This window comes from Salipiger sp. CCB-MM3 (genome assembly GCF_001687105.1).
Taxonomy (GTDB): Bacteria; Pseudomonadota; Alphaproteobacteria; order Rhodobacterales; family Rhodobacteraceae; genus Salipiger.
Genome location: NZ_CP014596.1, coordinates 920256 through 945592 on the forward strand (window position 1 = coordinate 920256; position 25337 = coordinate 945592).

General features: G+C 62.4%; 27 protein-coding genes and 1 pseudogene. 17 read left to right on the forward strand and 11 right to left on the reverse strand.

Translation table 11 applies throughout. The annotated features are described in order from the left end of the window. Window positions 1-15: 15 nt before the first annotated feature. On the reverse strand, window positions 16-921 hold the full coding sequence (locus AYJ57_RS17935; protein WP_083191354.1) for a LysR family transcriptional regulator: 906 nt from the start codon (window positions 919-921) through the stop codon (window positions 16-18). Window positions 922-1015: 94 nt separating this feature from the next. Between AYJ57_RS17935 and AYJ57_RS17940 the strand changes: the two genes are divergently transcribed. From AYJ57_RS17940 to AYJ57_RS17955, 4 genes are read left to right on the forward strand one after another with little or no spacing between them, the layout of a single operon-like run. Beyond that, the gene (locus AYJ57_RS17940; protein WP_066109195.1) at window positions 1016-1978 is read left to right on the forward strand and encodes a TAXI family TRAP transporter solute-binding subunit; all 963 of its coding nucleotides are present in this window, start codon (window positions 1016-1018) and stop codon (window positions 1976-1978) included. Between the two features lies 1 nt (window position 1979). Continuing rightward, window positions 1980-3839 (forward strand): TRAP transporter permease, encoded by a 1860-nt coding sequence (locus tag AYJ57_RS17945; protein WP_066109198.1) that lies wholly within the window; start codon window positions 1980-1982, stop codon window positions 3837-3839. Then, on the forward strand, window positions 3836-5173 hold the full coding sequence (locus tag AYJ57_RS17950; RefSeq protein WP_066109200.1) for an acyclic terpene utilization AtuA family protein: 1338 nt from the start codon (window positions 3836-3838) through the stop codon (window positions 5171-5173). Before AYJ57_RS17945 ends, AYJ57_RS17950 begins: the two co-directional genes overlap by 4 nt. Window positions 5174-5209: 36 nt before the next feature. Beyond that, window positions 5210-5509 (forward strand): AtuA-related protein, encoded by a 300-nt coding sequence (locus tag AYJ57_RS17955; RefSeq protein ID WP_066109204.1) that lies wholly within the window; start codon window positions 5210-5212, stop codon window positions 5507-5509. 220 nt (window positions 5510-5729) lie between these two features. Here AYJ57_RS17955 and AYJ57_RS17960 read toward each other — a convergent pair whose 3' ends face one another. The 7 genes from AYJ57_RS17960 to AYJ57_RS26650 all read right to left on the reverse strand — a co-directional run bounded on the left by AYJ57_RS17960 (window position 5730) and on the right by AYJ57_RS26650 (window position 10791). Continuing rightward, window positions 5730-6599 (reverse strand): ABC transporter permease, encoded by an 870-nt coding sequence (locus AYJ57_RS17960; RefSeq protein WP_066109207.1) that lies wholly within the window; start codon window positions 6597-6599, stop codon window positions 5730-5732. After that, on the reverse strand, window positions 6596-6958 hold the full coding sequence (locus AYJ57_RS17965; RefSeq protein ID WP_083191355.1) for an ABC transporter permease: 363 nt from the start codon (window positions 6956-6958) through the stop codon (window positions 6596-6598). The genes AYJ57_RS17960 and AYJ57_RS17965 overlap by 4 nt, the downstream gene beginning before the upstream one ends. A gap of 66 nt (window positions 6959-7024) precedes the next feature. Next, a protein-coding gene (locus AYJ57_RS17970; RefSeq protein ID WP_157374189.1) for an IS3 family transposase occupies window positions 7025-8154 on the reverse strand; the annotation gives its coding sequence in 2 pieces (ribosomal slippage) (window positions 7025-7890 and window positions 7890-8154; 1131 coding nt in all). Between the two features lie 37 nt (window positions 8155-8191). Then, the gene (locus tag AYJ57_RS17980) at window positions 8192-8845 is read right to left on the reverse strand and encodes an ABC transporter permease (protein ID WP_066109210.1); all 654 of its coding nucleotides are present in this window, start codon (window positions 8843-8845) and stop codon (window positions 8192-8194) included. Beyond that, on the reverse strand, window positions 8842-9183 hold the full coding sequence (locus tag AYJ57_RS17985; protein WP_066109212.1) for a TOBE domain-containing protein: 342 nt from the start codon (window positions 9181-9183) through the stop codon (window positions 8842-8844). The genes AYJ57_RS17980 and AYJ57_RS17985 overlap by 4 nt, the downstream gene beginning before the upstream one ends. A gap of 72 nt (window positions 9184-9255) precedes the next feature. After that, window positions 9256-10382 (reverse strand): IS3 family transposase gene (locus AYJ57_RS17990; protein WP_157373999.1). Its coding sequence is split into 2 segments (ribosomal slippage): window positions 9256-10118 and window positions 10118-10382, totalling 1128 coding nucleotides; the frame shifts between segments, so codons are not numbered across the junction. A 37-nt stretch (window positions 10383-10419) separates the two neighbouring features. Further along, a complete protein-coding gene (locus tag AYJ57_RS26650) occupies window positions 10420-10791 on the reverse strand; it encodes a TniQ family protein (protein ID WP_083191356.1) in 372 nt (123 codons plus the stop codon). Between the two features lie 846 nt (window positions 10792-11637). On the opposite strand from AYJ57_RS26650, the gene AYJ57_RS25950 reads away from it, so the two are divergent. Next, window positions 11638-12138 carry a hypothetical protein gene (locus AYJ57_RS25950; RefSeq protein ID WP_157374247.1) on the forward strand — a complete coding sequence of 167 codons (501 nt, stop codon included), beginning with the start codon at window positions 11638-11640 and terminating at the stop codon, window positions 12136-12138. Window positions 12139-12588: 450 nt separating this feature from the next. On the opposite strand, the gene AYJ57_RS18000 is transcribed toward AYJ57_RS25950, so the two are convergent. Together AYJ57_RS18000 and AYJ57_RS18005 are read right to left on the reverse strand one after the other, a co-directional pair. Next, window positions 12589-12975, reverse strand: coding sequence for a lysozyme inhibitor LprI family protein (locus AYJ57_RS18000; protein ID WP_066109216.1), 387 nt, complete (start codon window positions 12973-12975; stop codon window positions 12589-12591). Window positions 12976-13360: 385 nt separating this feature from the next. Next, window positions 13361-14359: a LysR substrate-binding domain-containing protein gene (locus AYJ57_RS18005; protein ID WP_066109219.1), complete on the reverse strand. Its 999-nt coding sequence runs from the start codon at window positions 14357-14359 to the stop codon at window positions 13361-13363. A 106-nt stretch (window positions 14360-14465) separates the two neighbouring features. Here AYJ57_RS18005 and AYJ57_RS18010 point away from each other — a divergent pair, with 106 nt between their 5' ends. The 9 genes and pseudogenes from AYJ57_RS18010 to AYJ57_RS26375 form a co-directional block, all read left to right on the forward strand. Then, the gene (locus AYJ57_RS18010) at window positions 14466-15467 is read left to right on the forward strand and encodes a D-cysteine desulfhydrase (RefSeq protein ID WP_083191399.1); all 1002 of its coding nucleotides are present in this window, start codon (window positions 14466-14468) and stop codon (window positions 15465-15467) included. 39 nt (window positions 15468-15506) lie between these two features. Then, window positions 15507-16358 (forward strand): amino acid ABC transporter substrate-binding protein, encoded by an 852-nt coding sequence (locus AYJ57_RS18015; RefSeq protein ID WP_083191358.1) that lies wholly within the window; start codon window positions 15507-15509, stop codon window positions 16356-16358. A gap of 33 nt (window positions 16359-16391) precedes the next feature. Beyond that, the gene (locus tag AYJ57_RS18020) at window positions 16392-17108 is read left to right on the forward strand and encodes an amino acid ABC transporter permease (protein WP_066109222.1); all 717 of its coding nucleotides are present in this window, start codon (window positions 16392-16394) and stop codon (window positions 17106-17108) included. Beyond that, entirely contained in the window at window positions 17108-17764 is a 657-nt protein-coding gene (locus tag AYJ57_RS18025; protein WP_066109227.1) for an amino acid ABC transporter permease, read from the forward strand. Before AYJ57_RS18020 ends, AYJ57_RS18025 begins: the two co-directional genes overlap by 1 nt. Then, the gene (locus AYJ57_RS18030) at window positions 17761-18489 is read left to right on the forward strand and encodes an amino acid ABC transporter ATP-binding protein (RefSeq protein ID WP_066109230.1); all 729 of its coding nucleotides are present in this window, start codon (window positions 17761-17763) and stop codon (window positions 18487-18489) included. Before AYJ57_RS18025 ends, AYJ57_RS18030 begins: the two co-directional genes overlap by 4 nt. After that, the gene (locus AYJ57_RS18035; protein WP_066109233.1) at window positions 18486-19499 is read left to right on the forward strand and encodes a YeiH family protein; all 1014 of its coding nucleotides are present in this window, start codon (window positions 18486-18488) and stop codon (window positions 19497-19499) included. The genes AYJ57_RS18030 and AYJ57_RS18035 overlap by 4 nt, the downstream gene beginning before the upstream one ends. A 252-nt stretch (window positions 19500-19751) precedes the next feature. Further along, window positions 19752-20240, forward strand: coding sequence for a SixA phosphatase family protein (locus tag AYJ57_RS18040; protein ID WP_193789535.1), 489 nt, complete (start codon window positions 19752-19754; stop codon window positions 20238-20240). Between the two features lie 221 nt (window positions 20241-20461). Continuing rightward, complete coding sequence (locus tag AYJ57_RS18045; RefSeq protein WP_066109239.1) at window positions 20462-22360, forward strand: amidohydrolase; 1899 nt, start codon at window positions 20462-20464, stop codon at window positions 22358-22360. Between the two features lie 338 nt (window positions 22361-22698). Beyond that, window positions 22699-22902: pseudogene (locus AYJ57_RS26375) on the forward strand (IS110 family transposase); the annotation flags it as partial. A gap of 34 nt (window positions 22903-22936) precedes the next feature. On the opposite strand, the gene AYJ57_RS18055 reads toward AYJ57_RS26375, so the two are convergent. Beyond that, window positions 22937-23323 carry a lysozyme inhibitor LprI family protein gene (locus AYJ57_RS18055; protein ID WP_066109244.1) on the reverse strand — a complete coding sequence of 129 codons (387 nt, stop codon included), beginning with the start codon at window positions 23321-23323 and terminating at the stop codon, window positions 22937-22939. 304 nt (window positions 23324-23627) lie between these two features. Between AYJ57_RS18055 and AYJ57_RS18060 the strand changes: the two genes are divergently transcribed. The 3 genes from AYJ57_RS18060 to AYJ57_RS18070 all read left to right on the forward strand — a co-directional run bounded on the left by AYJ57_RS18060 (window position 23628) and on the right by AYJ57_RS18070 (window position 25307). Then, on the forward strand, window positions 23628-24278 hold the full coding sequence (locus AYJ57_RS18060) for a hypothetical protein (protein WP_157374249.1): 651 nt from the start codon (window positions 23628-23630) through the stop codon (window positions 24276-24278). A gap of 94 nt (window positions 24279-24372) precedes the next feature. After that, entirely contained in the window at window positions 24373-24783 is a 411-nt protein-coding gene (locus tag AYJ57_RS18065; protein WP_157374251.1) for a helix-turn-helix transcriptional regulator, read from the forward strand. A gap of 146 nt (window positions 24784-24929) precedes the next feature. After that, window positions 24930-25307: a hypothetical protein gene (locus AYJ57_RS18070; protein WP_157374253.1), complete on the forward strand. Its 378-nt coding sequence runs from the start codon at window positions 24930-24932 to the stop codon at window positions 25305-25307. The last annotated feature ends 30 nt before the right edge of the window (window positions 25308-25337 follow it).

Sequence of the window (25337 nt, forward strand, 5' to 3'; positions counted from 1 at the left end):
TCAAGTCCAGGTGAGTCACTTCAGCGCGCTCGCTTTCCGCACATGCGCCAGAAAGGCTTGTGCCGAGGGCGATAGAGATTGCCCGGAGCGCCGCACCAGCCCGATCCGCCGCCGTGCCCCGAAGCCGGTGATCTCGCGTTGGACCAAGGTTTCCGTGCGTAGCACCGGCAGCGTCAGGGTGGGCAGGGCGGTGATCCCCAGCCCCTCGGCCACCAGCGCTCCGGCGGTGGCAAGATGCGCCACCTCGAAGCGGGGCGCGAGCGTGTGGCCGATGCGCAGGCAGGCGCCATCAATCAGTTCGCGCACACTGGTGCCCTGCGCCATGGCGATGAAGGGCATCTCGACCAGCTCTTCCCAAGTGTAGTCGCGCGCCGCGCGCAGCGGCCCGTCGGGCGCGCCGACGGCGACGAACCGGTCATCCATCAGCGGCTGAAAGGTCAGCCTGCTGCGCGCCGAGAGCGTGCCGGCGGTGAAGCCGATCTCGGCGATGCCCGCCTCGACCGCCTCGATGACGCTGCCCGAAAGCGCGTCGACGATGCGCAGGTCGATATCCGGGTATTCCGCCGAGAAGCTCCGCAGCAGCCCCGGCAGCAGGCCGGCGGTCACCGAGGGCAGCCCGGCGATGGTCAGCCGCCCATTGCGGGCCGAAAGATGCGCCTCAAACTCCGCCATGCCGTCTTCGGCGGTGTTGATCATCCGCTCTGCGACGCGTCCGAAGGCGAGACCGGAGGCGGTGGGCGTGACATTGCGCGTGTCGCGATCGAACAGCCGGGTGCCGAGCCGGGCCTCGAGCCCGGTGATCTGCCGCGACAGAGCCGAAGGCGAGAGCGCCAGAACCTCGGCGGCGGCGCGGAACGAGCCGCAACGCAACACCACAAGGACAGCATTGAAATCGGCGAGCGAGGGATTGGTGCGTTCCATGCACTAATAATACCCAAACTCTCACTTCCGACAACAAACTGATTGCGCCATTCTGCCCGCACGATCCCGAAACCGGGATTCCAGGGAGGAAACCATGAAATCTACGCTCTACGCCCTTGCGGGCGCGACTCTGCTTGCCGGTCCGGCACTGGCGCAAGAGACCGATCTGCTGATCGGCTCGACCTCGGCCTCGTCGAGCCACTACGGTTATTTCGTCGCCGTCGGCCAGCTGATCAACGAAAACGCCGAGGGGCTGAAGGCCTCGGTGGTCGAGACCGGCGCCACGATGGACAACATCCGCCGCATGGCGCGCGGTCAGGTCGACCTCGGCCTCGTGACCACCAACGCGGCGCAGCACGCGGTCTCGGGCACCAACGCCTTCGAGGGCAACGCGCAGGACCTGCGTCTGCTCTGGGTCTACACCAACGCGCCGCAGAACGTGATCCTGCGCAAGGACGCGGGCGTGGACAGTCTCGAAGGTCTGTCGGGCGTGCGCTTCAATCCGGGCATCAAGGGCTCGAGCACCGAGTCGACCACCGAGGCGGTGTTCAATGCGCTGGGGCTCGAGGCGGACTACGTGCGCGGCTCGACCACCGACATCGTTGGCGCGATCAAGGACAACCGCGTGGCGGGCTACGTGAAATCGGGCTCGGGCATGAAGCTCGACGGCTCGACCATGGACATCGCCACCTCGACCGACATCACCGTGGTCGGTCTTTCGGACGCCCAAGCCGACACCCTGCGCGAGAAGATGCCGGACATCTCGGTGATCGACATCCCCGAGGGTGCCGCCGACGGCATCCCCGCCTACACCACCTGGAGCTTCGGCGTCGGCGTGGCCGCGCCCGCCTCGATGGACGACGAGACCGCCTATAAGATCGTCTCGGCGATCATGGCCGACGACAGCGCGCAGGCCAACGCCATGGCCAGCCTGAAGGGCGCGGATCTGGCGCAGATGACGCTCGACTACGGCACCGTCCCGCTGCATCCGGGCGCGGCGCGCTGGTTCGAGGAGCAGGGGCTCGAGATCCCCGCCAAGCTGCAGCCGGGGAGCTGACATGACACTGGAGCGCGTCCAGAAGGGGCTGGCGATCCTCGTCGGGGCCTTCGTCTTCTACACCGCCGCGACCGGCCCCTTCGAGGGGCTGATCCAGCGGGCGATCTTCCTCGCCCTCGTGGCCTCCCTCGGTTTCGCGCTCTACCCGCTGGGCGCCGGGAAATCCTGGCGCCCGCTCGGGCTCGCCATCGACCTCGTGCTCTGCGCGGTGACGGTGGGGGCCTGCGGCTACGTGGTCTGGAACTACGATGAAATCATGACGACGCTGCCTTGGGCCACGACGCTCGACATGGCGCTGACCGTCGGTCTGGTGCTGTCGGTGCTCGAGCTTGGGCGGCGCACGGTGGGGCTGATCTTCCCGGTGCTGGTGCTGATCGGCATCGGCTACGCGATGTTCGGCAACCTGCTTCCGGGCGCGCTGGGGCACCGCGGCTTCGACGCGGCCTTCGTGACCGAGACCATCTTCCTCGGTGATCTCGGCATCTGGGGCATGCTCACCGGCGTCGCGGCGACGGTGATCGCTGCCTTTGTGCTCTTTGGCGCGCTGCTGCTGCATTCGGGCGGCGGGCAGGCTTTCATGGATCTGGCCATGCGTCTCGGCGGCCGCCAGCCCGGCGGCGCGGCGAAGATCGCCACCATCGCCTCGGGGCTTTTCGGGATGATCTCGGGCTCTGCCGTGGCCAATGTCGCCACCACCGGCAATTTCACCATCCCGATGATGATCCGCCTCGGCTACCCGCGCCCCTTTGCGGCGGCGGTCGAGGCAGTGGCCTCCACCGGCGGGCAGATCGCGCCGCCGATCATGGGCGCCGCGGCCTTCGTCATGGCCGAGATCCTCGGGCTTCCCTATACCACCATCATCGTCGGCGCGATCCTTCCGGCGGTGCTGTTCTACGTCTCGGTCTTCGTCACCGTGCACTTTGTCGCGCAGCAGCGCGGGCTTGCCGTGGTGCCCGAGGATGAGATGCCCGATTGGAAAACCATCACCGCGCCGCGCCGGGTGCTGCCGATCCTTGCCGCGCTTGGCGGTCTGGGCATCGGCATCTGGCTTGGCCGCTCGATCGCCACCGCCGCCTTCTACGGGGTCGTCGGCCTGCTGATCGCCTTCGTCGCCACTCAGGCCGGACGGCTGAGCCCGCGTGAGATGGCCGGGCGGGTGATCGACGGGCTCGAAGACGCGGGCAAGGGCATGGTGATCATCGGCGTGCTGCTCGCCGGCGCGCAGGTGCTGGTCTCGATGATCAACATGACCGGCATCGGTGTGACGTTGTCTTCGCTGATCGTCACCATGGCCGGGGACTCGGTCGTGCTGGTGGCGATCATCGTCGGGCTGGTCTGCCTGATCATGGGCATGGGCCTGCCGACCACCGCCGCCTACGTGCTGGTGGCCGCGGTGCTTGCTCCGGCGATGACCGCCGTGGGGGTCGACCCGCTGGCCGCGCATCTCTTCGTCTTCTACTTCGCCACGATCTCGGTGATCACCCCGCCGGTCTGCGTCGCGGTCTTCGTCGGCTCGGGCATCGCCAACACCAACTGGCTGCCCGCCGCAGGCGAGGCGGTGCGGCTTGGCGCGGTGACCTATCTGGTGCCCTTCCTGCTGCTGCTCTACCCGGGCATGACCATGTCGGGCGGCCTCGTCGGGATCGTCGAGGCGGCAGCCGCGGGCATGGCGCTGGTGCTGGCGGTGCCGGCGCTGCTGAGCGGCACGCCCCTCACCGGCAGGCGCGGCCTCGACATCCTGCTGCTTCTGCTGGTCATTGCGCTGGCGATCTGGCCGATGCTGATCACGCCGTTCCTGGCGCTGGCGATCTTCTTCGGCGCCCGCGCGGTGGGCCGCGCACAGGGGAGGGCGATGGCATGAGCATGGTCCGCATTGGTACCGGCGCGGGCTTTCAGGGAGACCGCATTGCCCCCGCCGTCGATCTCGCCGAGCGCGGCGAGCTGGACTTCCTGGTCTTCGAATGCCTCGCCGAGCGCACCATCGCGCTGGCGCAGCAGGCACGGCTGGCCGATCCCGGCGCCGGGTTCGATCCGCTGCTCGAGCGCCGCATGCGTGCCGTGCTGCCCGCCTGTGCCCGCAATGGTACGCGCATCGTCACCAACATGGGCGCGGCCAACCCCCGCGCCGCTGCCGAGCGCACGCGCGCCGTGGTGCGCGAGCTGGGCCTGCCGCTGACCGTGGCGGCGGTGACCGGCGACGATGTGCTGCCCCTCATCGGCGACTGCATCCTGACCGAGACCGGCGCCCCGGCGCGGGCGCTCGGGGAGCGGCTGATCTCGGCCAACGCCTATATCGGTGTCGCGGGCATCGTCGAGGCGCTGGACGCCGGAGCCGACATCGTGATCTGCGGCCGGGCCTCGGATCCCGCACTCTTCCTTGCGCCGCTGGTGCACCGCTTCGGCTGGGCGATGGACGACTGGGAGCGGCTCGGACGCGGCACGCTTGTCGGGCACCTGCTGGAGTGCTCTGCCCAGATCACCGGCGGCTATTTCGCCGATCCGGGGGTCAAGGACGTGCCGGATCTCGCAGACGTCGGCTTTCCGCTGGCGGAGGTCTCGGACGACGGCAACGCGGTGATCACCAAGCTGCCCGGCACCGGGGGGCTGGTCAGCCGCGCCACCTGCACCGAGCAGCTGCTTTATGAAATCCATGACCCGGCCCGCTACATGCAGCCCGACGTGGTGGCCGACTTCTCGCAGGTCGAGCTCGAGGAGATCGGCGTCGACCGGGTGCGCGTCACCGGTGGGTCGGGGCATCCTGCGACGGGCGAGCTCAAGGTTTCGGTCGGCTACCGCGACGGTTGGCGTGGCGAGGGGCAGATCTCCTATGCTGGTGCCAATTGCGTTGCGCGGGGGCGGCTGGCCGCCGGGTTGGTGCGGCAGCGCCTGTCGGAATGGGGCAGTCGGATCCTCGAAGAGCGCACCGATCTCATCGGTCTCGATGCGGTGGCTCCTGGTGCCGCCCGCGCGGCGACCGAGCCAAGCGAGGTGCGACTGCGCGTCGCCGCACGCTGCGCTGATCAAGAAACCGCACTGCGGGTCGGCGAGGAGGTCGAGAGCCTCTACCTTTGTGGTCCGGCCGGTGGTGGTGGCGTCAGCCGCGCGCATCGCGAGATCATAGCCGTTGCCTCGGCGCTCCTCCCCGCCGCATCGGTCACGGTGCGAAGCGAACTTTCGGAGACGCTCGATGCCTGAGCGTCTCGCGATCCCGGCAAGCCGAAGGACACAGCAATGAAACTGCACCAGATTGCCCATGCCCGCACCGGCGACAAAGGCGATGTCTCGAACATCTCGGTGATCGCCTACCGCCCCGAGGACTGGCCGCTGATCCAGCGCGAAGTCACCCAGCAGCGCGTGGCAAGGCACATGGGTGACGTTGCGCCCGAGGATGTGACGCGCTATGCGCTGCCGCAACTGCACGCCCTGAACTTCGTGATCCGCGGCGCCCTGACGGGAGGGGTCACCCGCTCCTTGGCGCTGGATGCGCATGGCAAGTGTCTCGCGTCGGTGCTGCTTGAGATGGAGATCTGAAACTTTCGTCGACTGCTCCGGGTGTGCAAAACCGCTGCACCCCGAGCAATCGCGAGCCTGCGCACTGGCGAAAAACACCGCCATGTTTCGAAACCCAAGAGGCATGCTTCAATGATGTAAGCTGCTTTCGGAATTGAAACGGCCCCGGGAGCGATCCCGGGGCCGTTCTTTGCATTGAGCGACGACGCGATGAGCCGCCGCGCTTGTTGGGGATTGCCAGTCAGGCCACGGCCTCACGGGCATCTGCTTCGCGAGCAACCTTCTGCTGCACGTATTTGCGCTTCTGCTCGCGGCGTTTGTACCACTCGAACGCCAGCGCCGAGACGATTGTCAGGATCACAATCACCGTTGCCAGTGCGCTGATTGTCGGCGAAGAACCCATGCGAACCCGGGAGGCAAGCACGGTCGTCAGGGTCTTGTCCGCGAGAATTGCAAAGGTCGTGGCATTGAAGTTCTCGAACGAGGACAGAAACGCGAGCACGGCCGAGGACAGCAGCGCGGGCCGCAGGTAAGGCAGAAGGACATGGCGGAAAACCTTGGGATAGGTTGCGCCAAGGTCCAGCGCGGCTTCTTCCTGTGCCCGGTCAAACCGTTGCAGGCGGGCGAGGATGACCAGCATGCAATAGGACGAGATATAGGTGGAATGCGCCAGGATCGTCAGCACCGTCCCATTGTAGAGCCAGGATCGCGCATTCAGCAGTCCGGCGAAGTCGCGCCAGAATACGACCGTCGAGATGCCAAGCACGATGCCGGGTGCCAGGACTGGGACCACCACAATGAAGTAATAGAAGGTCCGTGACGACCGGTAGACCTGCGTCATGACCAGCGCCCCTGCAAGGCCGACCGGAACGGCGATGGCGACAACGCCGAGGCCGATGATGACGGAGGTCTGCAGACCTTCGATCATTTCCCGGTCGTTCGCGAGTTCGATGAACCACCGGAACGTGAAGCCTTCGATCGGCCAGACCTGCGGATAGCTCGGGGTGTTGAAGGCGGACAGCGCCATCACCGCCAGAGGTCCGAGAAGGAAAACGAAGAAGGCGGCGAGGTAGAGGCTGACCATCCAGCCGGTAACGTATTTCTCGTTCATTTGGTGATCTCCCCGAGTTTGAGACCTGCCAGCTTCAGTCCGCCGAGAACCAGCACGAAACATCCGATCAGCAAGGCAAAGGCATAGGCTGCACCCTGTGGCCAGTCGAAGAGCTGGTAGAAGCGATCGTAGACGATAGGCGTGAACCACAGCGAATTCGGGCCACCCAGAACCATGGGAGTGGCCACCGCGCCCGCGGTCAGCATGAAGGTCAGAGTCATGCCGGATCCGATCCCCGGCTTGGCATGGGGCATGACCACGAACAGGTGGATGTGCCACCAAGGTGCGCCAAGGTCGCGCGCGGCCTCGATCTGGTTGTGATCCTGAGCCTCGATCGCGTTGTAGAGGGTGAAGATCATCAGCAGCAGGTGCGAATAGCACAGCGCGATATTGAGCTGACCCCATCGAGTGGTCCGGGTTAAATGCTAATGCATGGTCGGCCTTCGATCTATGGGGATGAAGGTCTCCGGTGCCGGTGTCCGATATCCAAGAGCGCTATGCGGCCGAGCGGTGTTGTAGTGCTTTCGCCATTGTTCGATGAGGATTTGCGCCTCCCTCAACGAGTAGAAGACCTCGCCATTGAGGAGTTCGTCCCTGAACCTGCTGTTGAAGCTCTCGCAATAACCGTTCTCCCAGGGTGACCCCGGCTCGATGTACGCGGTCTTCGCCCCCACCAGCTCGATCCAGTCGCGCACCTTCTGCGCGATGAACTCCGGGCCGTTGTCGGACCGGATGAACCGCGGCGGGCCGCGCTGGATGAAGAGATCGGTCAGGGCGTCCAGGACATCGGTGGAGTTCAGTCGCCTGTCGACACGGATCATTAACGCCTCCCGCGTATATTCATCGAGGATGTTGAGCGTCCGGTAGGTCCGGCCGTCACTGGTCCGGTCCTGCACGAAGTCGTAGGACCAGACGTGGTTGGGGTGCTCGGGCTTCAGCCGCACGCAAGAGCCATCGTCCAGCCAGAGCCTGCCGCGCTTCTTCTGCTTGTGTGGGACGACCTTGAGCCCTTCGCGCCGCCAAATGCGCGCCACCCGCTTGTGGTTCACCTGCCAGCCGGCACGCCGCAGCAGCACGGCGACCCGGCGGTAGCCGTAGCGGCCATACTCCCGGGCCAGATCGATGACGTCGGCGGTCAGCCGCGCCTCGTCTTCCCGGCCCTGTGGTGGCTTGCGCTGCGTGGAGCGGTGTTGGCCGAGCACCCGGCAGGCCCGGCGTTCGGAGATGCCGAGTGTCTCGCACACATGCTCCACGCATTCGCGGCGGCGCGAAGGGCTTAGAAGTTTCCCTGGGCAGCCTCGGTCAGGATCAGCTTCTCGAGCGTCAGGTCAGATACCGCCCGCCGCAGCCTCAGGTTCTCCTTCTCGAGTTCCTTCAGCCGCGACAACTGTGCCCGGTTCATCCCACCATACTGCTTCCGCCACCGGTAAAAGGTATGCTGCGATATCCCGATCTGCCGCACCGCATCGGCCATCGACAGGCCCTGGCCATGCAACACCTCGACCTGACGCAGCTTGGTGACAATGTCTTCCGGCTTCTCACGCTTTCCAGCCATTCCGTAGTCCTCCTGTTCGCCGAAATCCTATCGGATTTCAGGCTTCGTGGGTGGACCACTTCAAAGGGGCTGGCTCAATATAGAGCGCCGCATTCGCCCCTAGGAAATCTATCGGCGCGTTGATGAGGCCCAACCAGTCCAGCAGGTTGTTCATGAAGCCGTTCTCGGCCAGCATGATGCGGAACGCGAAGGCGCGCAGGATGTCGTTAACCCAGTAGGGAATGATGAGCAGCAGCAGGACGATCCGCAGCTTTTGCGACGTCGCCGACTGCGCCATATAGTAGGACACCGGGTAGCAGATTGCGAAGGTCAACAGCGTCAGCAGGATCGAGATGCCGATGGTCATCAGGAAGCTGCGCAGGTGCAGCCAGTTCAGGCTGCTTGTGTCCGTCGTGCTGCCGAAAATGAGCTTGCGGTAGTTGTCCAGCGTATAGACGTCTTCCGGGCCGCCGACCTTCGACGGGGGCAGCTTGTGATGAAACGACAGGTCGACCATGTAGACCATCGGCATGACGATGGTCAGGATGACCCAGAACGCGACCGCGAGCACAAGATAGCCGCCGACGAGCACCCCGTTGCGGCGGAAGAATCCGATTTCCCCGTCCTGTCCATTCCTGTCGAAGCGGTACAGCGAAAAGAAGATCGCGAGAACGACGAGCGTCGCCATGAAGGTGATAGCAAGGTTGCTCATGCGGCCCCCGCCAGTTGGCCGGCCCCGTCAGGCAGGACGATGGCGTTTGTGCTGGAGAAATGCGCCGTAATGCGGTCGCCCTCGTTGGGCAGCATCCCGAAATCGGCAGCGATGAGCGTTGCAGCCATTCCGGTGTTTGATGGCGTGCGCAGGCCAAGGTGGGTGACGCTACCCTCGAAGGCGCGCTCCTCGACGGTCGCCTCGAGCCCACAGTCGCAGCCCTCGGAAGACAGCTGCATCAGTTCGGGACGCACGAATAGGGTCGCGCGGTCGCCGATGCTGAACGGAGACGTCGCCCTGCCCGAAAGACGGCCCAGCGGCGTATCGAGACGGATCATGTTGCCCTCGATGCCGATTACGGTGCCGGGAACGGCGTTGAGCTGACCCCATCGAGTGGTCCGGGTTAAATGCTAATGCATGGTCGGCCTTCGATCTATGGGGATGAAAGTCTCCGGTGCCGGTGTCCGATATCCAAGAGCGCTATGCGGCCGAGCGGTGTTGTAGTGCTTTCGCCATTGTTCGATGAGGATTTGCGCCTCCCTCAACGAGTAGAAGACCTCGCCATTGAGGAGTTCGTCCCTGAACCTGCTGTTGAAGCTCTCGCAATAACCGTTCTCCCAGGGTGACCCCGGCTCGATGTACGCGGTCTTCGCCCCCACCAACTCGATCCAGTCGCGCACCTTCTGCGCGATGAACTCCGGGCCGTTGTCGGACCGGATGAACCGCGGCGGGCCGCGCTGGATGAAGAGATCGGTCAGGGCGTCCAGGACATCGGTGGAGTTCAGTCGCCTGTCGACACGGATCATTAACGCCTCCCGCGTATATTCATCGAGGATGTTGAGCGTCCGGTAGGTCCGGCCGTCACTGGTCCGGTCCTGCACGAAGTCGTAGGACCAGACGTGGTTGGGGTGCTCGGGCTTCAGCCGCACGCAAGAGCCATCGTCCAGCCAGAGCCTGCCGCGCTTCTTCTGCTTGTGTGGGACCTTGAGCCCTTCGCGCCGCCAAATGCGCGCCACCCGCTTGTGGTTCACCTGCCAGCCGGCACGCCGCAGCAGCACGGCGACCCGGCGGTAGCCGTAGCGGCCATACTCCCGGGCCAGATCGATGACGTCGGCGGTCAGCCGCGCCTCGTCTTCCCGGCCCTGTGGTGGCTTGCGCTGCGTGGAGCGGTGTTGGCCGAGCACCCGGCAGGCCCGGCGTTCGGAGATGCCGAGTGTCTGGCGCACATGCTCCACGCATTCGCGGCGGCGCGAAGGGCTTAGAAGTTTCCCTGGGCAGCCTCGGTCAGGATCAGCTTCTCGAGCGTCAGGTCAGATACCGCCCGCCGCAGCCTCAGGTTCTCCTTCTCGAGTTCCTTCAGCCGCGACAACTGTGCCCGGTTCATCCCACCATACTGCTTCCGCCACCGGTAAAAGGTATGCTGCGATATCCCGATCTGCCGCACCGCATCGGCCATCGACAGGCCCTGGCCATGCAACACCTCGACCTGACGCAGCTTGGTGACAATGTCTTCCGGCTTCTCACGCTTTCCAGCCATTCCGTAGTCCTCCTGTTCGCCGAAATCCTATCGGATTTCAGGCTTCGTGGGTGGACCACTTCAAAGGGGCTGGCTCATCTTCGCGAAGGCAGCAAGGGCAACCCCGCACTTCGGACGTCAGTAACGGACGCACAGGGAAGAGATGGTCCCGAATGCTGCGCTTGGCCGATCCAACAATCTTGGGTGTCCACTCGCGGAAAACTCCGCCCGGCTGCCCACAAAGGTGGCCGAGAGCCTCCAGACTCGACTGCTCACCCTTAAGCACTGCGGTAAAGGGAATCTCGACATCGCGGCCGAAATCAGCTGCGGAGACGCCGCCTACCGCTGCTAGCCGAGACATCGCGGCAAAAGCAGGCTCCCGGTCGCGGAGCGTGGTGTGAAGTGGAGATCGGAACTGCGGAGTTGTCATGCAGGTCAGGTATGAGCCGGGCCTTCATCTGTCAAAGGTTCAGGATGTACCCCATGCCAAGAAGAGCCGAGGAGGGTTCACTGGCGGCCTCTGAGCCGTGCGGAAAAGGATGCTTGAGCGCCAAAATAGCTCCACGCTTCATCGAGTTGTCCGGCCGCTGGGCGGGAAACACGAGCTCGCGACAACCGCGAAACCACCCGACGGCTTTTGCGACAGCGGACATTCCCAGCGGAGCCAGCCAAGTCGACCTTACTGTGCCAGGCGTTCAGGGCAGCTTCGGCCCTTTTCCGTCGCCTGTACTAACGTCATTCGCTGCGGCGCAGCTTCCCAGGACCGGCCATTTGCCGCGGCTGCGAAGCCGAGGCATGGGCGAACTCACACTGTGCGGACCTTGCGGACATTCGCTGCGCAAGCCAGTAGGTTCTTCGCGGCTGCGGAAAAGCGGCGGTGCTCGGAAACCGCTAGTCGGGAAATTGCGGGGCGAGAGCACTCCAGGCCATGCATCGCGCAAGGACGCCCACTAGTTATACGGTTACGCCCGCCGGCGCGCCGCCCGAAACAATGCGGACAGATCCTATCTGAATGCGCTCAAACTGCTGCCCCCCCACCGCACCTTCATCCGAACACGATTTCCTGACACCGCTCAAGTTCACTTGACAGGTATCAATAGGGGGCTACTCTTGATGGGGACTAGTCTTGGGCGAACTTTCAATGGAGGGCGCAATGTGTGATCCTACTCGTCTTTGCAAATAACGTAAGCCACAATTCCGGGTGGTGACAGGCGAAAGACTCCGGCCTTTCGCCTGTCTTTTTGCATGACGTTGTGCCGGGGCATGGCAGATTGTAATGGAAATCCTGAAAAACAAACTGGCGCTGGATTGGATAGCAATCGTTCTGTCGGTCATCGCAATTCTCGCTTCCGGCTATACAACGTTCTCAGGGACCAAACGAGACCGCGTATCGGAAGCCGTCGATCTGTGCGTGCAATACTACATTGGGCCAATCCTAAGAAGAGATCATGAGACGATTCGCAACTGGCGCCTCGAACACCAACAACAAGAGGCAGTTGAGGAAGCGGACGACCTGTATTCCTCATTGCCAATAGAAGTGAGAGTCGCGTTTTCCCATAGCTACAACCTACTTGATATTGCTCTACTTTCTGCGGAAAGAGCAGGCGCTGATAGGGACACATTGTTACAGTGCTTGGGTCCAGCGTTCGAGACATTTTGTAGTGAGGGGAGCCATATCTTTACGGCGACGCGCTGGGAACGACTTGAAAAGACCTGCCCCGATTTCACACGCCAGCGCGGGCGCCTCAGCCCTCGGGGAATGGCTAACAACGGATGATGTGGACTGAAGGCGGCGTTTCTTGGCGGGTGTTCCAGCCCGCAATGATGTTCCGAGAGAGACACGCCAAGGTCAGTGACAGCAACCCTGCGCCGCCGCAAGACTTCAAAGGGCCGAGCACATAGCCGCTCCTGCGAAGGAGTTCTCGTTGCTGGGGCATGCCTGAAAGTCGCTGATGGGCTCGGAGCCGACATGCGGCGCCGCAGCGGGTCTTGCGCCTGGCGGGCAGCGGCGGCCGTCGCTCCCGGCCCAGACCTGCCGTTCAGTCTCTGGCCGATCGCCGCGGTGCAACTTCACCAGACCGGCCATTCGTCCATCGCGCAGCATTTTCGGAGGATGAAGGTCGGTGACCTGCTCCCCTGAAAAGTCCGCGGTTTGAAGTTAGCCTGTTCTCCAAACGAGGAGACAGACGATGCGGAAAAGCCGTTTTAGCGAAGAGCAGGTCATCTTTCACCGAGCGTAGCGCATGAGTTCGATCGCTCTTTCTCGACCGAGCTCGATCCTGCACGAGTTGATCCCAATGGCGGTGCCCGAGCCGCCTCCGAACGTGGCGCCCACGTACTCACACTGAGCGTCGCGGTACTCTGACCAGGTAGCCTGCGAAGCCCCGAGCGCCGGGACGGCTACAGTACGCCCCGTCACGTCGTCGAGTTCTTCGGCTGAGATCATAGCGGACCTCAGATAGACGTCGAGCGCGGCATCGACCCTCTCCAGAGCGTCGGTGACACACTCCCCGATCTCGATTTGGCTACTCCCGCCACACTCAGTCGCAGGATCAGCGACCGCGGCGATCGGCAGGCCAAGAGCAAGCACAACCGATAGGGCGACACATCTCATGTCGTAGACCTCCCCAGCATGTAGCTAAAGGAGAGACCTACTCGGCCCGCTTGGCAACCTCGATCTTCGCATTGCAGCTGCTTTCACCGATTTCATCGCGTTTGATCCCATCTCGCTGGATTAGGCCCGGCGTTGCGCTTCCATGGTCGCTCCCCAGGATTTAGGTGAGATAAAGCTTTTTGCTCGCAGTGACCGCTATGCTGTATGAGTCGTGGGTAGCGTCTGCAGTCAGGACATCTTTGAATCGCCCCGTGTATCGTGGACGCCTCCTTCGCCAATTTTGAGGCAAGGAGGCCATGATGAGCAGCAGAAACTGAAAAAAGAAGGTGTCTAAGAAACGTGGGGCTATTTATGCAGCATCAAGGCCCACGCAAGGTTACCAGCATCATTGCCGCCTAAATCCTTGGATGTTCTTATTTTCATTTCTTCCCTCCGAAATATCAGGAATCGCTTGTCTGGCTCCGTGCGGCCCTGAATCAATGAGACTCTTTGCTAATTCGTTGCTCGTCGACGCAAAAAGCGTTGCGTCAATTGGCACAGCTCCGTAGCGCGATTGAAGACCTTGGACCTTTCCGGAGCCAAGCGCCTCCCGGCACATCGAGTGCGGCACCCAGCCAACGCCGAACCCGTCCCGTACAAGATCGAAGACGCCGACGGTAAAGTCGGTCTCGACCATGTCGCGGCGCCCCGGCCCGAAGGAGTGGGCGGTGCCGGTTCTCTCCATGAGTCGGCCAAAATGGCTGCCGGGCGGGTAGGCAATAACCGGCACATCCTCTGGCACGGAGCCGTCGGCCCCGAGCCGGTAGCGATGCCGTCCGCCAACAATGGGAAGCAACGTGTCGTGCATCCAAAGACGGCGCGTGATGGTCGCGTCGAAGGGAAGAGGCGGGAAGCCGCGCGCTTCGTAGCACAGCAGGATGTCCACGTCGCCTCGGAGAAAGACGGCAATGCAGTCCTCCCGGTTCATGGTGTTCACCTTCCAGTCGATTCCGGGCACATGCTCCGCGCACTGGCGGAGCACCGAGGGTACGGCGCTGGTGGCAAGGGCGTGCTGGGTCGCAAGTTCCACCTTGCGGCCCTGAGGGCGGCTCTGAGCAATGGCTTCGCGAAATTGCTCAACCCTCGCCAGAACGGCGCGGAATTCCGCAGCGTTGTCGATCAGGCCGGGCAGCAATTGCACGGCATTCGTCTGTCGGTCGAGCAGCGGTACCCCGATCCAATCCTCGAGTGCCCGGATCCTGCGCGAGAAGGCAGGTTGCGTGACGTTTCGCCGTGCGGCGGCCCGCGTCAGGTTGCGCTCCTCAAGAAGGGCCAGCGCATCTTCGATGAGCTTCAGATCCATCTTGCCCATACTAAAAGTATTGGCGGCCTGCGCAATCGGCATTTTGGGCCTGAATTTTCAAGTGTTACCCAAAAAGGAGCTAAGCATGAAGGAGAAGACGATGCAGGCTGACCTGGAACTGGCGACGGATCGCCTTAAACGACTTGAGATGGCTATCACGCAGTTCCCGCGGCTGCGTTTCGGTCACCTTCCGACGCCGCTCGAGCCGCTCGATCGCCTGTCCGACTACCTTGGTGGCCCGCGCATCTGGGTGAAGCGCGACGATTGCACTGGCCTGTCGACCGGCGGGAACAAGACGCGAAAGCTGGAGTTCCTGATGGCGGCCGCTCTCGAAGGAGGCGCCGACTGCGTCATCACGCAAGGCGCCACTCAGTCCAATCACGCGCGCCAGACGGCAGCGGCCGCAGCCCGGCTCGGCCTCGGGTGCCACATCCTTCTCGAAGACCGCACCGGCTCGGAAGAGATGGCTTACAACCATTCGGGCAACGTCATGCTCGATGTCCTGCACGGAGCGACGATCGAACGTCATCCCGGTGGAACGGACATGGTCGCGGAAATGGAACGCTTCGCCGCAGAGCTGCGCGCTGAGGGCAAGTCGCCCTACATCATCCCGGGTGGCGGCTCCAACGAGACAGGCGCCCTTGGCTACGTCGAATGTGCCCGCGAACTAATGGTTCAGGCAGACGCCATGAAGCTCAAGATCGACGCCCTCGTTCACGCCACGGGCTCGTCTGGCACGCAGGCGGGCCTGGTGGCCGGACTCGCGGCGCTGGACTCCGATATCGAACTTCTGGGCATCGGGGTGCGCGCGCCGCGCGAGAAGCAGGAGGCCATGGTCCGCGATCTCGCCACGCGAACCCTGAAGCATCTGGGGCTTGGCGCCGACATTGCGAACCTGAAGGTCGAGGCGAATTGTGACTACGTTGGCCCCGGCTACGGGCTGCCGACGGAGGGCATGAAGTCCGCGGTCTCGCTGCTCGCGCGGCTCGAAGGGCTGCTCTTCGATCCGGTGTACTCGGGCAAGGGCCTCGATGGACTGATCGATCTTACCAGGAAGGGCCGCTTCGCTGGCGCAGCAAACATTGTTTTCCTGCATACGGGTGGCTCGGCAGCGCTGTTCGGCTATCCGGCGCTTTGGGAAAACGACTAAAAATAACAATAGCCTAAACATCCAACAGGGAGACTAAGAATGAAACTCATATCCACACTCGCCGCTGCTGCTCTGGCCTTCGGAACGCTGCCCGCACAGGCCGAGGGTCGTCTCGACAAGATTGCCGAGACCGGCTCGATCAGCATCGGGTATCGCGAAAGCTCAGTGCCGTTCAGCTACCTCGACGAGAACCAGAAGCCGGTCGGCTACACGATCGACCTGTGCATGAAGGTCGTCGAAGCCGTTTCTAACTCTGTCGGCAAAGAACTCGAAATCGATTGGACTCCGGTCAATCCCAAGACCCGCATCGCGCTGATGGCGAATGGCACGATCGATCTTGAATGCGGCTCGACCACCGATACGCTGACGCGCGAAGAACAGGTCGGCTACTTGCCCACGACGTTTGTCACCGGCACCAAGCTCCTCGTCCGAGCCGACAGCGGCATTTCGTCGGTCGACGATCTCGATGGGATGACGATTGCCCTGGCGCAGGGCACGACCAATGAGCGCGCCGTGAAGGCCGCGGCCGAAGAGCGAGGGCTTGATATCAAGGTGCTGCCGGTGCGCGACCACGCCGAAGGCATGCTGTCGCTGGAGACCGACCGCGTCGATGCCTACTCGACGGACCACATCCTCCTCTACGGGCTGAAGCAGAAATCCAAGACGCCGGATCAATATGCGGTGGTTGGTGATTTCCTCTCCTTCGACCCCTACGCGATCATGGTGCCGAAGGGTGACGCGGACTTCGCGCTTATCGGCAAGACGGCTCTCGCGGAGGTTTTCCGCTCGGGCGAGATCACCGAGATCTACGATCAGTGGTTCGGCCCGATGGGCGTGGAAATGACCCCGCTGCTTGAAGCCGCGTTCCAGCTGGGTGCTCTTCCGGAATGATCTTGGAAATCTGCTGAGATCGGAGGACGCAGCATGGACTATAATTGGAACTGGGGCGTCCTCTTCCAGCCGGAGTATTTCGGCTGGCTCGTCTCCGGGACGCTCTGGACCTTTGCCGTCGCATTGGCGGCCTGGGTTATCGCGTTGAGCATCGGTGTGCTGGTTGGCGTAGGCCGAACTCTGCCCTCAAAGCCAATCGCTTTCATTTGCACGGCCTACGTCGAACTCTTCCGCAACGTGCCGCTGCTTGTGCAGATGTTCCTGTGGTACTTCGTCATGCCCGAGGTCGTCCCAGAAGATGTCGGACGCTGGATGAAGCGCGACATGCCCAATCCGGAATACGTGACGGCGGTCATCGCGCTCGGGCTCTACACGGCCAGCCGGGTCGCCGAGCAGGTGCGTGCAGGCATTGAATCCGTTGGCACGTCTTTGACCGCGGCGGCCTACGCAAACGGGTTTTCAGTCGCGCAGACCTACCGCTACATTCTTCTGCCGATCTCGTTCCGGCTCATCGTGCCGCCGCTCACATCGGAATTCCTGACGATATTCAAGAATTCCTCGCTGGCGCTCACCATTGGCCTGCTCGAACTGACAGCGCAGAGCCAGCAGATCGCCGAGTACACCTTCCAGGGGTTCGAGGCTTACACCGCCGCGACGGTCATCTACGTCTGCATCGCGCTCATGGCCACCGCCATCGCGATGCTGCTCGAGCGCTACACGCGCATTCCAGGTTATGTGGGGTCCAAGTGATGACAGAAGGTTTCGACTTTGGCGTCATCGCGAGCAATCTGCCTTTCCTCTTGCAGGGGCTGGGGCTTTCGCTCGGGTTGACCTTTCTCTCCATCATCGGCGGCTTGGTGCTTGGTACGGGCCTTGCCCTGATGCGGCTGTCGGGCGTGCTGCCGGTGTCGCTGCTGTCGGCGGGCTACGTGAACCTGATCCGCTCGGTGCCACTGATCCTGGTGATCTTCTGGTTCTACTTCCTGGTCCCGCTTGCGATCGGCAGGCCGGTTGGCAGCTTCTATTCGGCGCTGATCGCCTTCGTGCTCTTCGAGGCCGCCTACTACTCGGAGATCATCCGCGCTGGCATCCAATCGGTCCGAAAGGGACAGTCGCAGGCGGCCTTCGCCCATGGGCTGACCTACTGGCAGGCGCAGAGATACGTCATCCTGCCGCAAGCGTTCCGCAACATGATCCCGATCCTGGTGAGCCAAGGGATCATCCTGTTCCAGGACACAAGCCTCGTTTTCGTCGTGTCGCTGCGCGACCTGATGACCACCTCGTCCATCGTCGCACGCACCGAAGGTCGTCTTATCGAGATGTATGTCTTCGCCGCCTGCGTCTACTTCGTAATTTGCTTCGCCGGCTCTCTCTTCGTCCGGAAACTGAAAGGAAAAACCGCATGATCACCATGGAGAACGTGTCCAAGTGGTACGGTGATTTCCGGGTTCTCACCGATTGCTCGACGCATGTGGACCGCGGCGAGGTCGTCGTTGTCTGTGGGCCCTCGGGGTCGGGGAAGTCGACGCTGATCAAGACCGTGAACGGCCTTGAGCCGGTGCAGCAGGGGACCATCACCGTCGACGGCACGGACGTGACGGCGAAGCGCACGAACCTGACGAAACTGCGCTCGCGCATCGGCATGGTGTTCCAACACTTCGAGCTTTATCCGCACATGAGCGTGCGCGAGAATCTCTGCCTCGCGCAGCAGAAGGTGCTTGGTCGGTCGCGGGATGAAGCGATGGTGAAAGCCGAGGCGCTGATCGCGCGCGTCGGGCTTCTGCCGCATATCGACAAGTTCCCGGGGCAGCTCTCGGGCGGTCAGCAGCAGCGTGTCGCCATCAGCCGGTCCCTCGCGATGGATCCCATCGCGATGCTGTTCGACGAACCGACCTCTGCGCTCGATCCCGAGATGATTAACGAGGTTCTCGACGTGATGGTCGAGCTTGCGCAGGAAGGTATGACCATGATGGTCGTTACCCACGAAATGGGATTTGCCCGCAAGGTCGCCGATCGCGTGGTCTTCATGGATGCCGGGGCCATCGTGGAGGACCGTCCGTCCGCAGAGTTCTTCGCGACGCCCGAGAGCGCCCGGGCCCAAGACTTCCTGTCGAAGATTCTGACCCATTGACCTATCTCACCCAACCTTTCGGCGCGCTTCGGACGCGCGCTTCCGGCATCTTCCCCGGGCTGGCCGTCGCAGTTCTGGTGGCACTGGCCGCGCGCTACATCGCCGAACATTACGGCGCCCCGGCCATGCTCATGGCGATGCTTTTCGGGATCGCGCTCAACTTCCTCTCCGAGGACAGCCGCTGTGTTACTGGCATCCGAGCCGCCTCGACGACCGGGCTGCGTATCGGCGTTGCGTTCCTTGGCTTCCGGGTGAGCGTCGCGGCCGTTGCTGCGCTCGGATTGCCAGTACTCGCGCTGATCGCGGGACTGGTGTTCCTGACGATCGCGACAGGTCTCGGGCTGTCGCGCATCTTCGGACGCGGTTGGAAGTTCGGGCTTCTGACCGGCGGTTCGGTGGCGATCTGCGGAGCCTCCGCTGCCGTCGCCATCGCGGCGGTCCTGCCAAAGGATGAACGTTCGGAGGAACGCCTGATCTTCACCGTTGCGACGGTCACGACCATGTCGACCCTCGCGATGGTGCTTTACCCTATCCTCGCCGAGTGGCTCGGGCTGGCTCCTCGGCAGGCCGGCATCTTCATCGGGGCCTCGATCCACGATGTCGCGCAGGTGATGGGTGCCGGATTTTCGATGTCACCAGAGGTCGGCGATACGGCGACGGTGGTCAAATTGCTGCGCGTGGCGCTGCTTGGGCCTATCGTGCTCGGGATTGCATTCGCGACCCGCGGCAGCGCTCCGACGAGCGGCAAGCGTCCTCCGATCCTGCCGCTCTTCGTGCTCGGTTTTATCGCGGCCTGTCTGGTCTCCTCGACCGGGCTCATTCCCGGCTGGCTGCTTTCCGCCGCGCAGACCCTTGCGTCCTGGCTGCTGTTGATCGCCATTGCGGCGGTCGGTCTCCGGACCTCTTTGGGGCGTGTGCTGCAGGTGGGCTCCAGCGCGATTGCCATGGTGTTTCTTGAGACAGTACTCCTATGCACGGTGGCTCTTGGTGGCACTATCCTGCTCGGGTAGCGCAGCGACTACAAAATGGGTGAGCTGACCCCATCGAGTGGTCCGGATTAAATGCAAATGCATGGTCGGCCCTGTCGTCACCCCGCTGCGGCGCCGCTTCCCAAGACCTGCCATTCGCCGCGGTTGCATAGATGGGGCAAGGGCGAACTCACACTTGGCGGACAAAACTGCCGTTACTTCAATCGCTCGTTTCTCGCAGAATTATGGTATCTTATTCTCGTCGCCAGACAAAGGAGGGCAAGGATGGTTTTCATGCGATTGCTTTTTCTGACAATTCTGGCTGTCATGGCAACTGCGCTCGCCACAAAGGCGCAAGAAGCTGTTTACATCATCCGCCATGCTGAGAAGGAACTAACCGGGGACGACCCTGCAATCACTGACGAAGGAAAAGCAAGGGCTGCTGCGTGGGCGAAAATGCTGGAACACGTAGGTCTAGACGTCGTGTTCACCTCAGATGCGAAACGCACCCATCAGACTGGGGCGATCATCGCCGAAACTCTGGGACTACCCTTGAACTCAGTGAGCCGCGCCAACACTGCCGGACTGATCGATGCGCTGAGTTTCGACCATGAAGAGGAGGCGGTTCTGGTCGTCGGCCACACTGAGACTATCCCAAACATTCTTGAGAGCCTTGGTGTAGCCGAGGAGATTGAGGTAAGTCAGACCGACTTCGCCAATTTGTTCATCCTGCTCAAGCCCGACGCGAACGACCCTCATTTGATCCGGTTGCGAATGCCGTAGGAAATTGAAGCATAGCTGCCTTGCGTCAAGCATCGTTCATTTGCCGCGTCCAAGGTTAACTTCGGGCTCGACTCGGAAATTTGGCACGCGAGCGGCAGGTCGCGACAGAGAAATTCCGCGTGCATTGGTTTGCGGGCGGGTCACCCGTTCTCTGCAATGCGCAGCATGCCTCGGCAAGGATATTTCTGCTATCCTCGGACCATTTTAGGGAGGGCTTTTCCATGACCAACATCCATCGCAGATCGGTTCTGCTCGGGAGCGTGGCAGGTGCCGCGCTCGCGGCCACCTCTTTACGTTCCGTGGCTGATACGACGTCCCTGTCGGATATCGGAGCCTCGATCGTCTCGTCGCCCGAGGTGACCATCTTCCAGGCCCGCGAGATCGTCACCCTCGACCCCTCGCGGCCCATCGCAGAGGCCGTTGCGGTTGTGGGTGGCCGCATCCTGGCGACCGGTTCTGTCGATGAGGTCGAGGCCATCGTCGGGGACCAGCCCCGGCGATACGACGCGCGCTTCGCGGATAAGGTCATCGTGCCCGGCTTCATCGCCCAGCATGATCATCCGGTGCTCGCAGCACTGACCATGTCGTCCGAGATTCTCTCGATCGAAGACTGGGCGCTGCCCACCGGTACGGTTCCGGCGGTCAAGGACAGAAAGGACTTCGTCACCCGCCTGACCAAGGCCGTGGCGGACAGCGGTGCTCCAGGAGAGCCGCTCATGAGCTGGGGTTACCATCCCGCCTTCTACGGCGCGCTGACGCGGGCCGACCTCGATGCGATCAGCACCGAGCGGCCCATTCTGGTCTGGGCACGGTCCTGTCACGAGATGATCCTGAACAGCGCGGCGCTCAAAGCGGGTGGTGTTACGCAGGAGATCGTCGATGCCTTCGACGACACGTCGCGGGCGCAGTCCAACCTCGAGGAGGGACGGTTCTGGGAGCAGGGTTTCTTTGCCGTCATGCCGAACATCGCATCCCTGGCCGCAAGCCCCGAACGGCTGCGCGCCGGGCTCGAATTGAGCCGGGACTACATGCACAGCAAGGGCATCACCTTCGGCAATGAACCGGGCGGCATTCTGGCAAAGCCCGTGCAGGACGCCGTCAACGCCGTCTTCTCCAGTCCCGACATGCCCTTCCGCTGGTCTTTCATCGTCGACGCGAAAAGCCTGGTGGCGCGCTATCCCGACGATGCCGAGGTGATCGCCCGCTCCGAGGAACTGGCCTCTTGGTACGGAGGCATGACAAGCCTCGCGCCGAAGCAAGCCAAGCTGTTCTCGGACGGCGCAATCTATTCGCAGCTCATGCAGGTCCGGGAGCCCTATCTCGACGCGCACCACGGCGAATGGATGATGGACCGCGAGCTCTTCGAGCGGGCATTTCGCGTCTATTGGGATGCGGGCTACCAGTTGCATGTCCATGTGAACGGCGATGCCGGTCTCGACCGGGTTCTCGACACGCTGGAGCTGAACCTGCGCCGCAACCCCCGCTACGATCATCGCACCCTCATCGTGCATTTTGCAGTCAGCGCCTTTGATCAGGTGGAGCGGATCAGGGCTTTGGGCGCCATCGTGAGCGGGAATCCCTACTATGTTACCGCTCTTGCGGATCAATACTCCGAGGTCGGCCTCGGCTCCGAGCGTGCTGATGCCATGGTTCGCCTCGGAGACCTGTCGCGGGCCGGTATCCGCTGGTCCCTGCATTCGGACATGCCGATGGCACCTGCCGACCCGCTCTTCCTGATGTGGTGTGCGGTCACCAGGCAGACGAGCTCCGGTCGCGTCGCCGCGCCGGATCAGACGGTGACCGTCGAAGAGGCACTGCGCGGGGTGACCATCGAGGCCGCCTATTCGCTGAAGATGGAGAACGAGATCGGAAGCATCGTCCCCGGCAAGCGCGCCAACCTGACAATCCTCGACAAGAACCCGATGAGCGCTGAGCCCGAGGAGTTGCTGGACATCGGCGTCTGGGGAACGGTCATCGAAGGCCGGGTGCTCGAGGCCGGTAAGGCGCAGCAAGACGCGAGTCTTGCGCCACGGTCTATTTCCGATCCGGGGAGCAAGACGTCTGAATTTGAGTTCGCCGCGCTGGAACATGTTCTGCGGATTGTACACGTTCATCGCTGAAGAGAAGCGCCTCGCGCCAAGCAATCACAGAACAAGCCACAATCACCTTACTCTGTCGGGTGGATATGAGGGCCATGCCGCGCCTGCGAAAGAAGTATGCGCCATGCGATCAGCCTGAATGTCACGAAAGGGCTCCAAGCGGTCATGCGGCGGCGCGGCGTGCGGCGTGACCAGGCTAGCGGGGCTGCATGACGCACCCGGCCGCTTGCTGCCGTTCATCGGGTTGTTCATCGCTAAGCGCTTTGTGCCGAACCTGATGGGGTGGATTGCTCCCGCTCCCGGCGCCGCAATTCGCCATAGTGCAGGTGTCAGAATCTGCAATTGAGAGGAGCCACCCCATGCAAGTTACCACTGTGGGCCTCGACCTGGCCAAGAACATCTTCCATGTCCACGGAGTTACCGAGACCGGAGAGGTTGCCTTCAATCGGCCTTTGCGCCGGGCGCAGGTGCTGGCGTTCTTCGAGAGACTGTCGCCCTGCCTCATCAGTATCGAAGCCTGCGCATCGAGCCACCACTGGGGCCGCGAGCTTACGAAGCTCGGTCCATGGCCTTTTCCCCCTCGCATAGCATGCTCTTTCACCGAGCGTAGCGCATGAGTTCGATCGCTCTTTCTCGACCGAGCTCGATCTTGCACGAGTTGATCCCAATGCCGGTGCCCGAGCCGCCTCCGAACGTGGCGCCCACGTACTCGCACTGAGCGTCGCGGTACTCTGACCAGGCAGCCTGCGAAGCCTCGAGCGCCGGGACGGCTACAGTACGCCCTGTCACGTCGTCGAGTTCTTCGGCTGAGACCATAGCGGACCTCAGATAGACTTCGAGCGCGGCATCGACCCTCTTCAGAATGTCGGTGACACACTCCCCGATCTCGATTTGGCTACTCCCGCCACACTCTGTCGCAGGATCAGCGACCGCGGCGATCGGCAGGCCAAGAGCAAGCAAAACCGATACGGCGACACATCTCATGTCGTAGACCTCCCCAGCATGTAGCTAAAGGAGAGACCTACTCGGCCCGCTTGGCAACCTCGATCTTCGCATTGCAGATGCCTTTACCGATTTCATCGCGTTTGATCCCATCGCGCTGGATTGGGCCTGGGGTTGCGCCTCCGTGGTCGCTCCCCTGGATTTGGGTGAGATACAGCTTTTTGCTCGCAGTGACCGCGATGCTTTAGGGGGCGTGTGTGCCGTCGAACCCCGACAAAAGTTGAGGAAACACTCGCGATGACTGTCTCGCTGCACCTACACTGTCACCTTACAAAAGCATGCGCAGGTGCAGGACAAGAAAACAGTCGACCTTGCCGGATTTCGTGCGCACTATCCCATCTCTAAGTCTGAATATTATCGTTCGATACATCGGCAACCGTCGCGTGACATTGTCTTCCACCAGTTCGTGCGGCCGCAACTACACAGTTCGTATCTGCAGATTGAACGGAGTTTCTCCGCAATGAGTGCCCCTAGATCGCTTTTCGAGTACACGTCCTTTAGCTGGCAACAGAGTGCCCTGCATGGGCAAAGCTACGAAGAGGCTCTTATCAGTACCGTCGACGACTTCCGCTTCGAGGGAGACGCGGTTCCGGAGATTTCCATCCAGTCCACCAAGCTTATCCGCTCGAAAAGCAGCATTCACCACGTCCGCTCTACTGGTCACATGATCACGGCTCAGCAGGATAGTAGCGTCACCGCGATGTTCCCATTGCAGGGCAGACAGATTGTCGATGATGGAGACGAAGTGTCCGGTGCAGGATTGGACCAAAGCCTCACACTGCGCCCCTCGCGCCGGAGCACATGGGTCAAGCCGCAGAGCACGAAGCTCTTCGAGGCAGTCATGCTGAAGGTTCCTGAGGAGTTCGTAGGCACACGAGCGCTAAGAGTCCCGGCACAGCGTGAGCGGGCGGCAGCGATGGTTGGCGACTGCGCCTGATGCCGCACCCGCGCTGAGGGAACTGATCCGGTACATCCTCGCTGATCTCGGCTCGGCTCGCCCAATCCACATCTCAGCCGGCGCTTGCCATTCGATGGAGACCCTTCTTTGGGAGCACTTCCGCGTGTTTCTTGCCGTGTCCGAAGGGGAGGAGGCTGAGATTGCCACCGAGAGCGCGGCAAAGGTCCGCATGGCCAACGACTTCATGCATGGTCACTATGACGAGCCTCTCACGGTCGAAACGATTGCCATGTCAGTCGGCGCCTCTGCACGCAGCCTGCAATCGGCGTTCCGACGTGTAACGGGCCAGACCCCCTGGGAAAGGTTAACCGCCATCCGTCTCGAAGCAGTCCGGCACCGCCTTTTGTCCCCTCAAGATACGGGAAACGTAACCGCGGTAGCGATGAATTCCGGCTTCAGCCACCTCGGCCGCTTTGCGGCGCTCTATCGAAAAACCTACGGCGAGCGCCCATCGGAAACTCTGGCGAGAAAGCTCCGGAAATAATTCGCGCCCTTCCGCGCAATCAGGATAGCCCATTGCGGAAATCGGATAGCCAGACCCGCAAGCTCCAGCGCTAATGCAATGGCACGTACCCGCGGGTCGACAAAACGACCGCAAGAAAAGTCTAAAAAAGTCAGGAGCCTCATGCCATGCAACACTCTATTAGAACCCGCACAGTCACTGCCCTCGGGGCGCTGACCGTTTCCCTCGTCACCGCGGGCTGCATGAGCGATGCAGGCGGCAGTTCCTACCAGTCCGGCATTGCCCGCGACCATTCGGCCGACCGGGCAAATGGCAGCATCAACGCGCGTAGCGGCGGCGGCTACACCTTCACCCTCAGCCGCGACGGGACCGTCTGCACCGGCGTTTTCGACGAAGCCGCCGCCGCAAAGGCCACCGAGCTTGCGGTCATGAATTGTTCTGGCGGCGCACGCGGAAGCGCGACCATAGTTTACGACAGTGAAGCCAAGCCGGATCGCGTCGTATACGCTGTGAACGGCGAAGGCGGCGGCACGATCGAATTCTGAAGATACCGGCAAGTGCCGCTGCGGACCGTC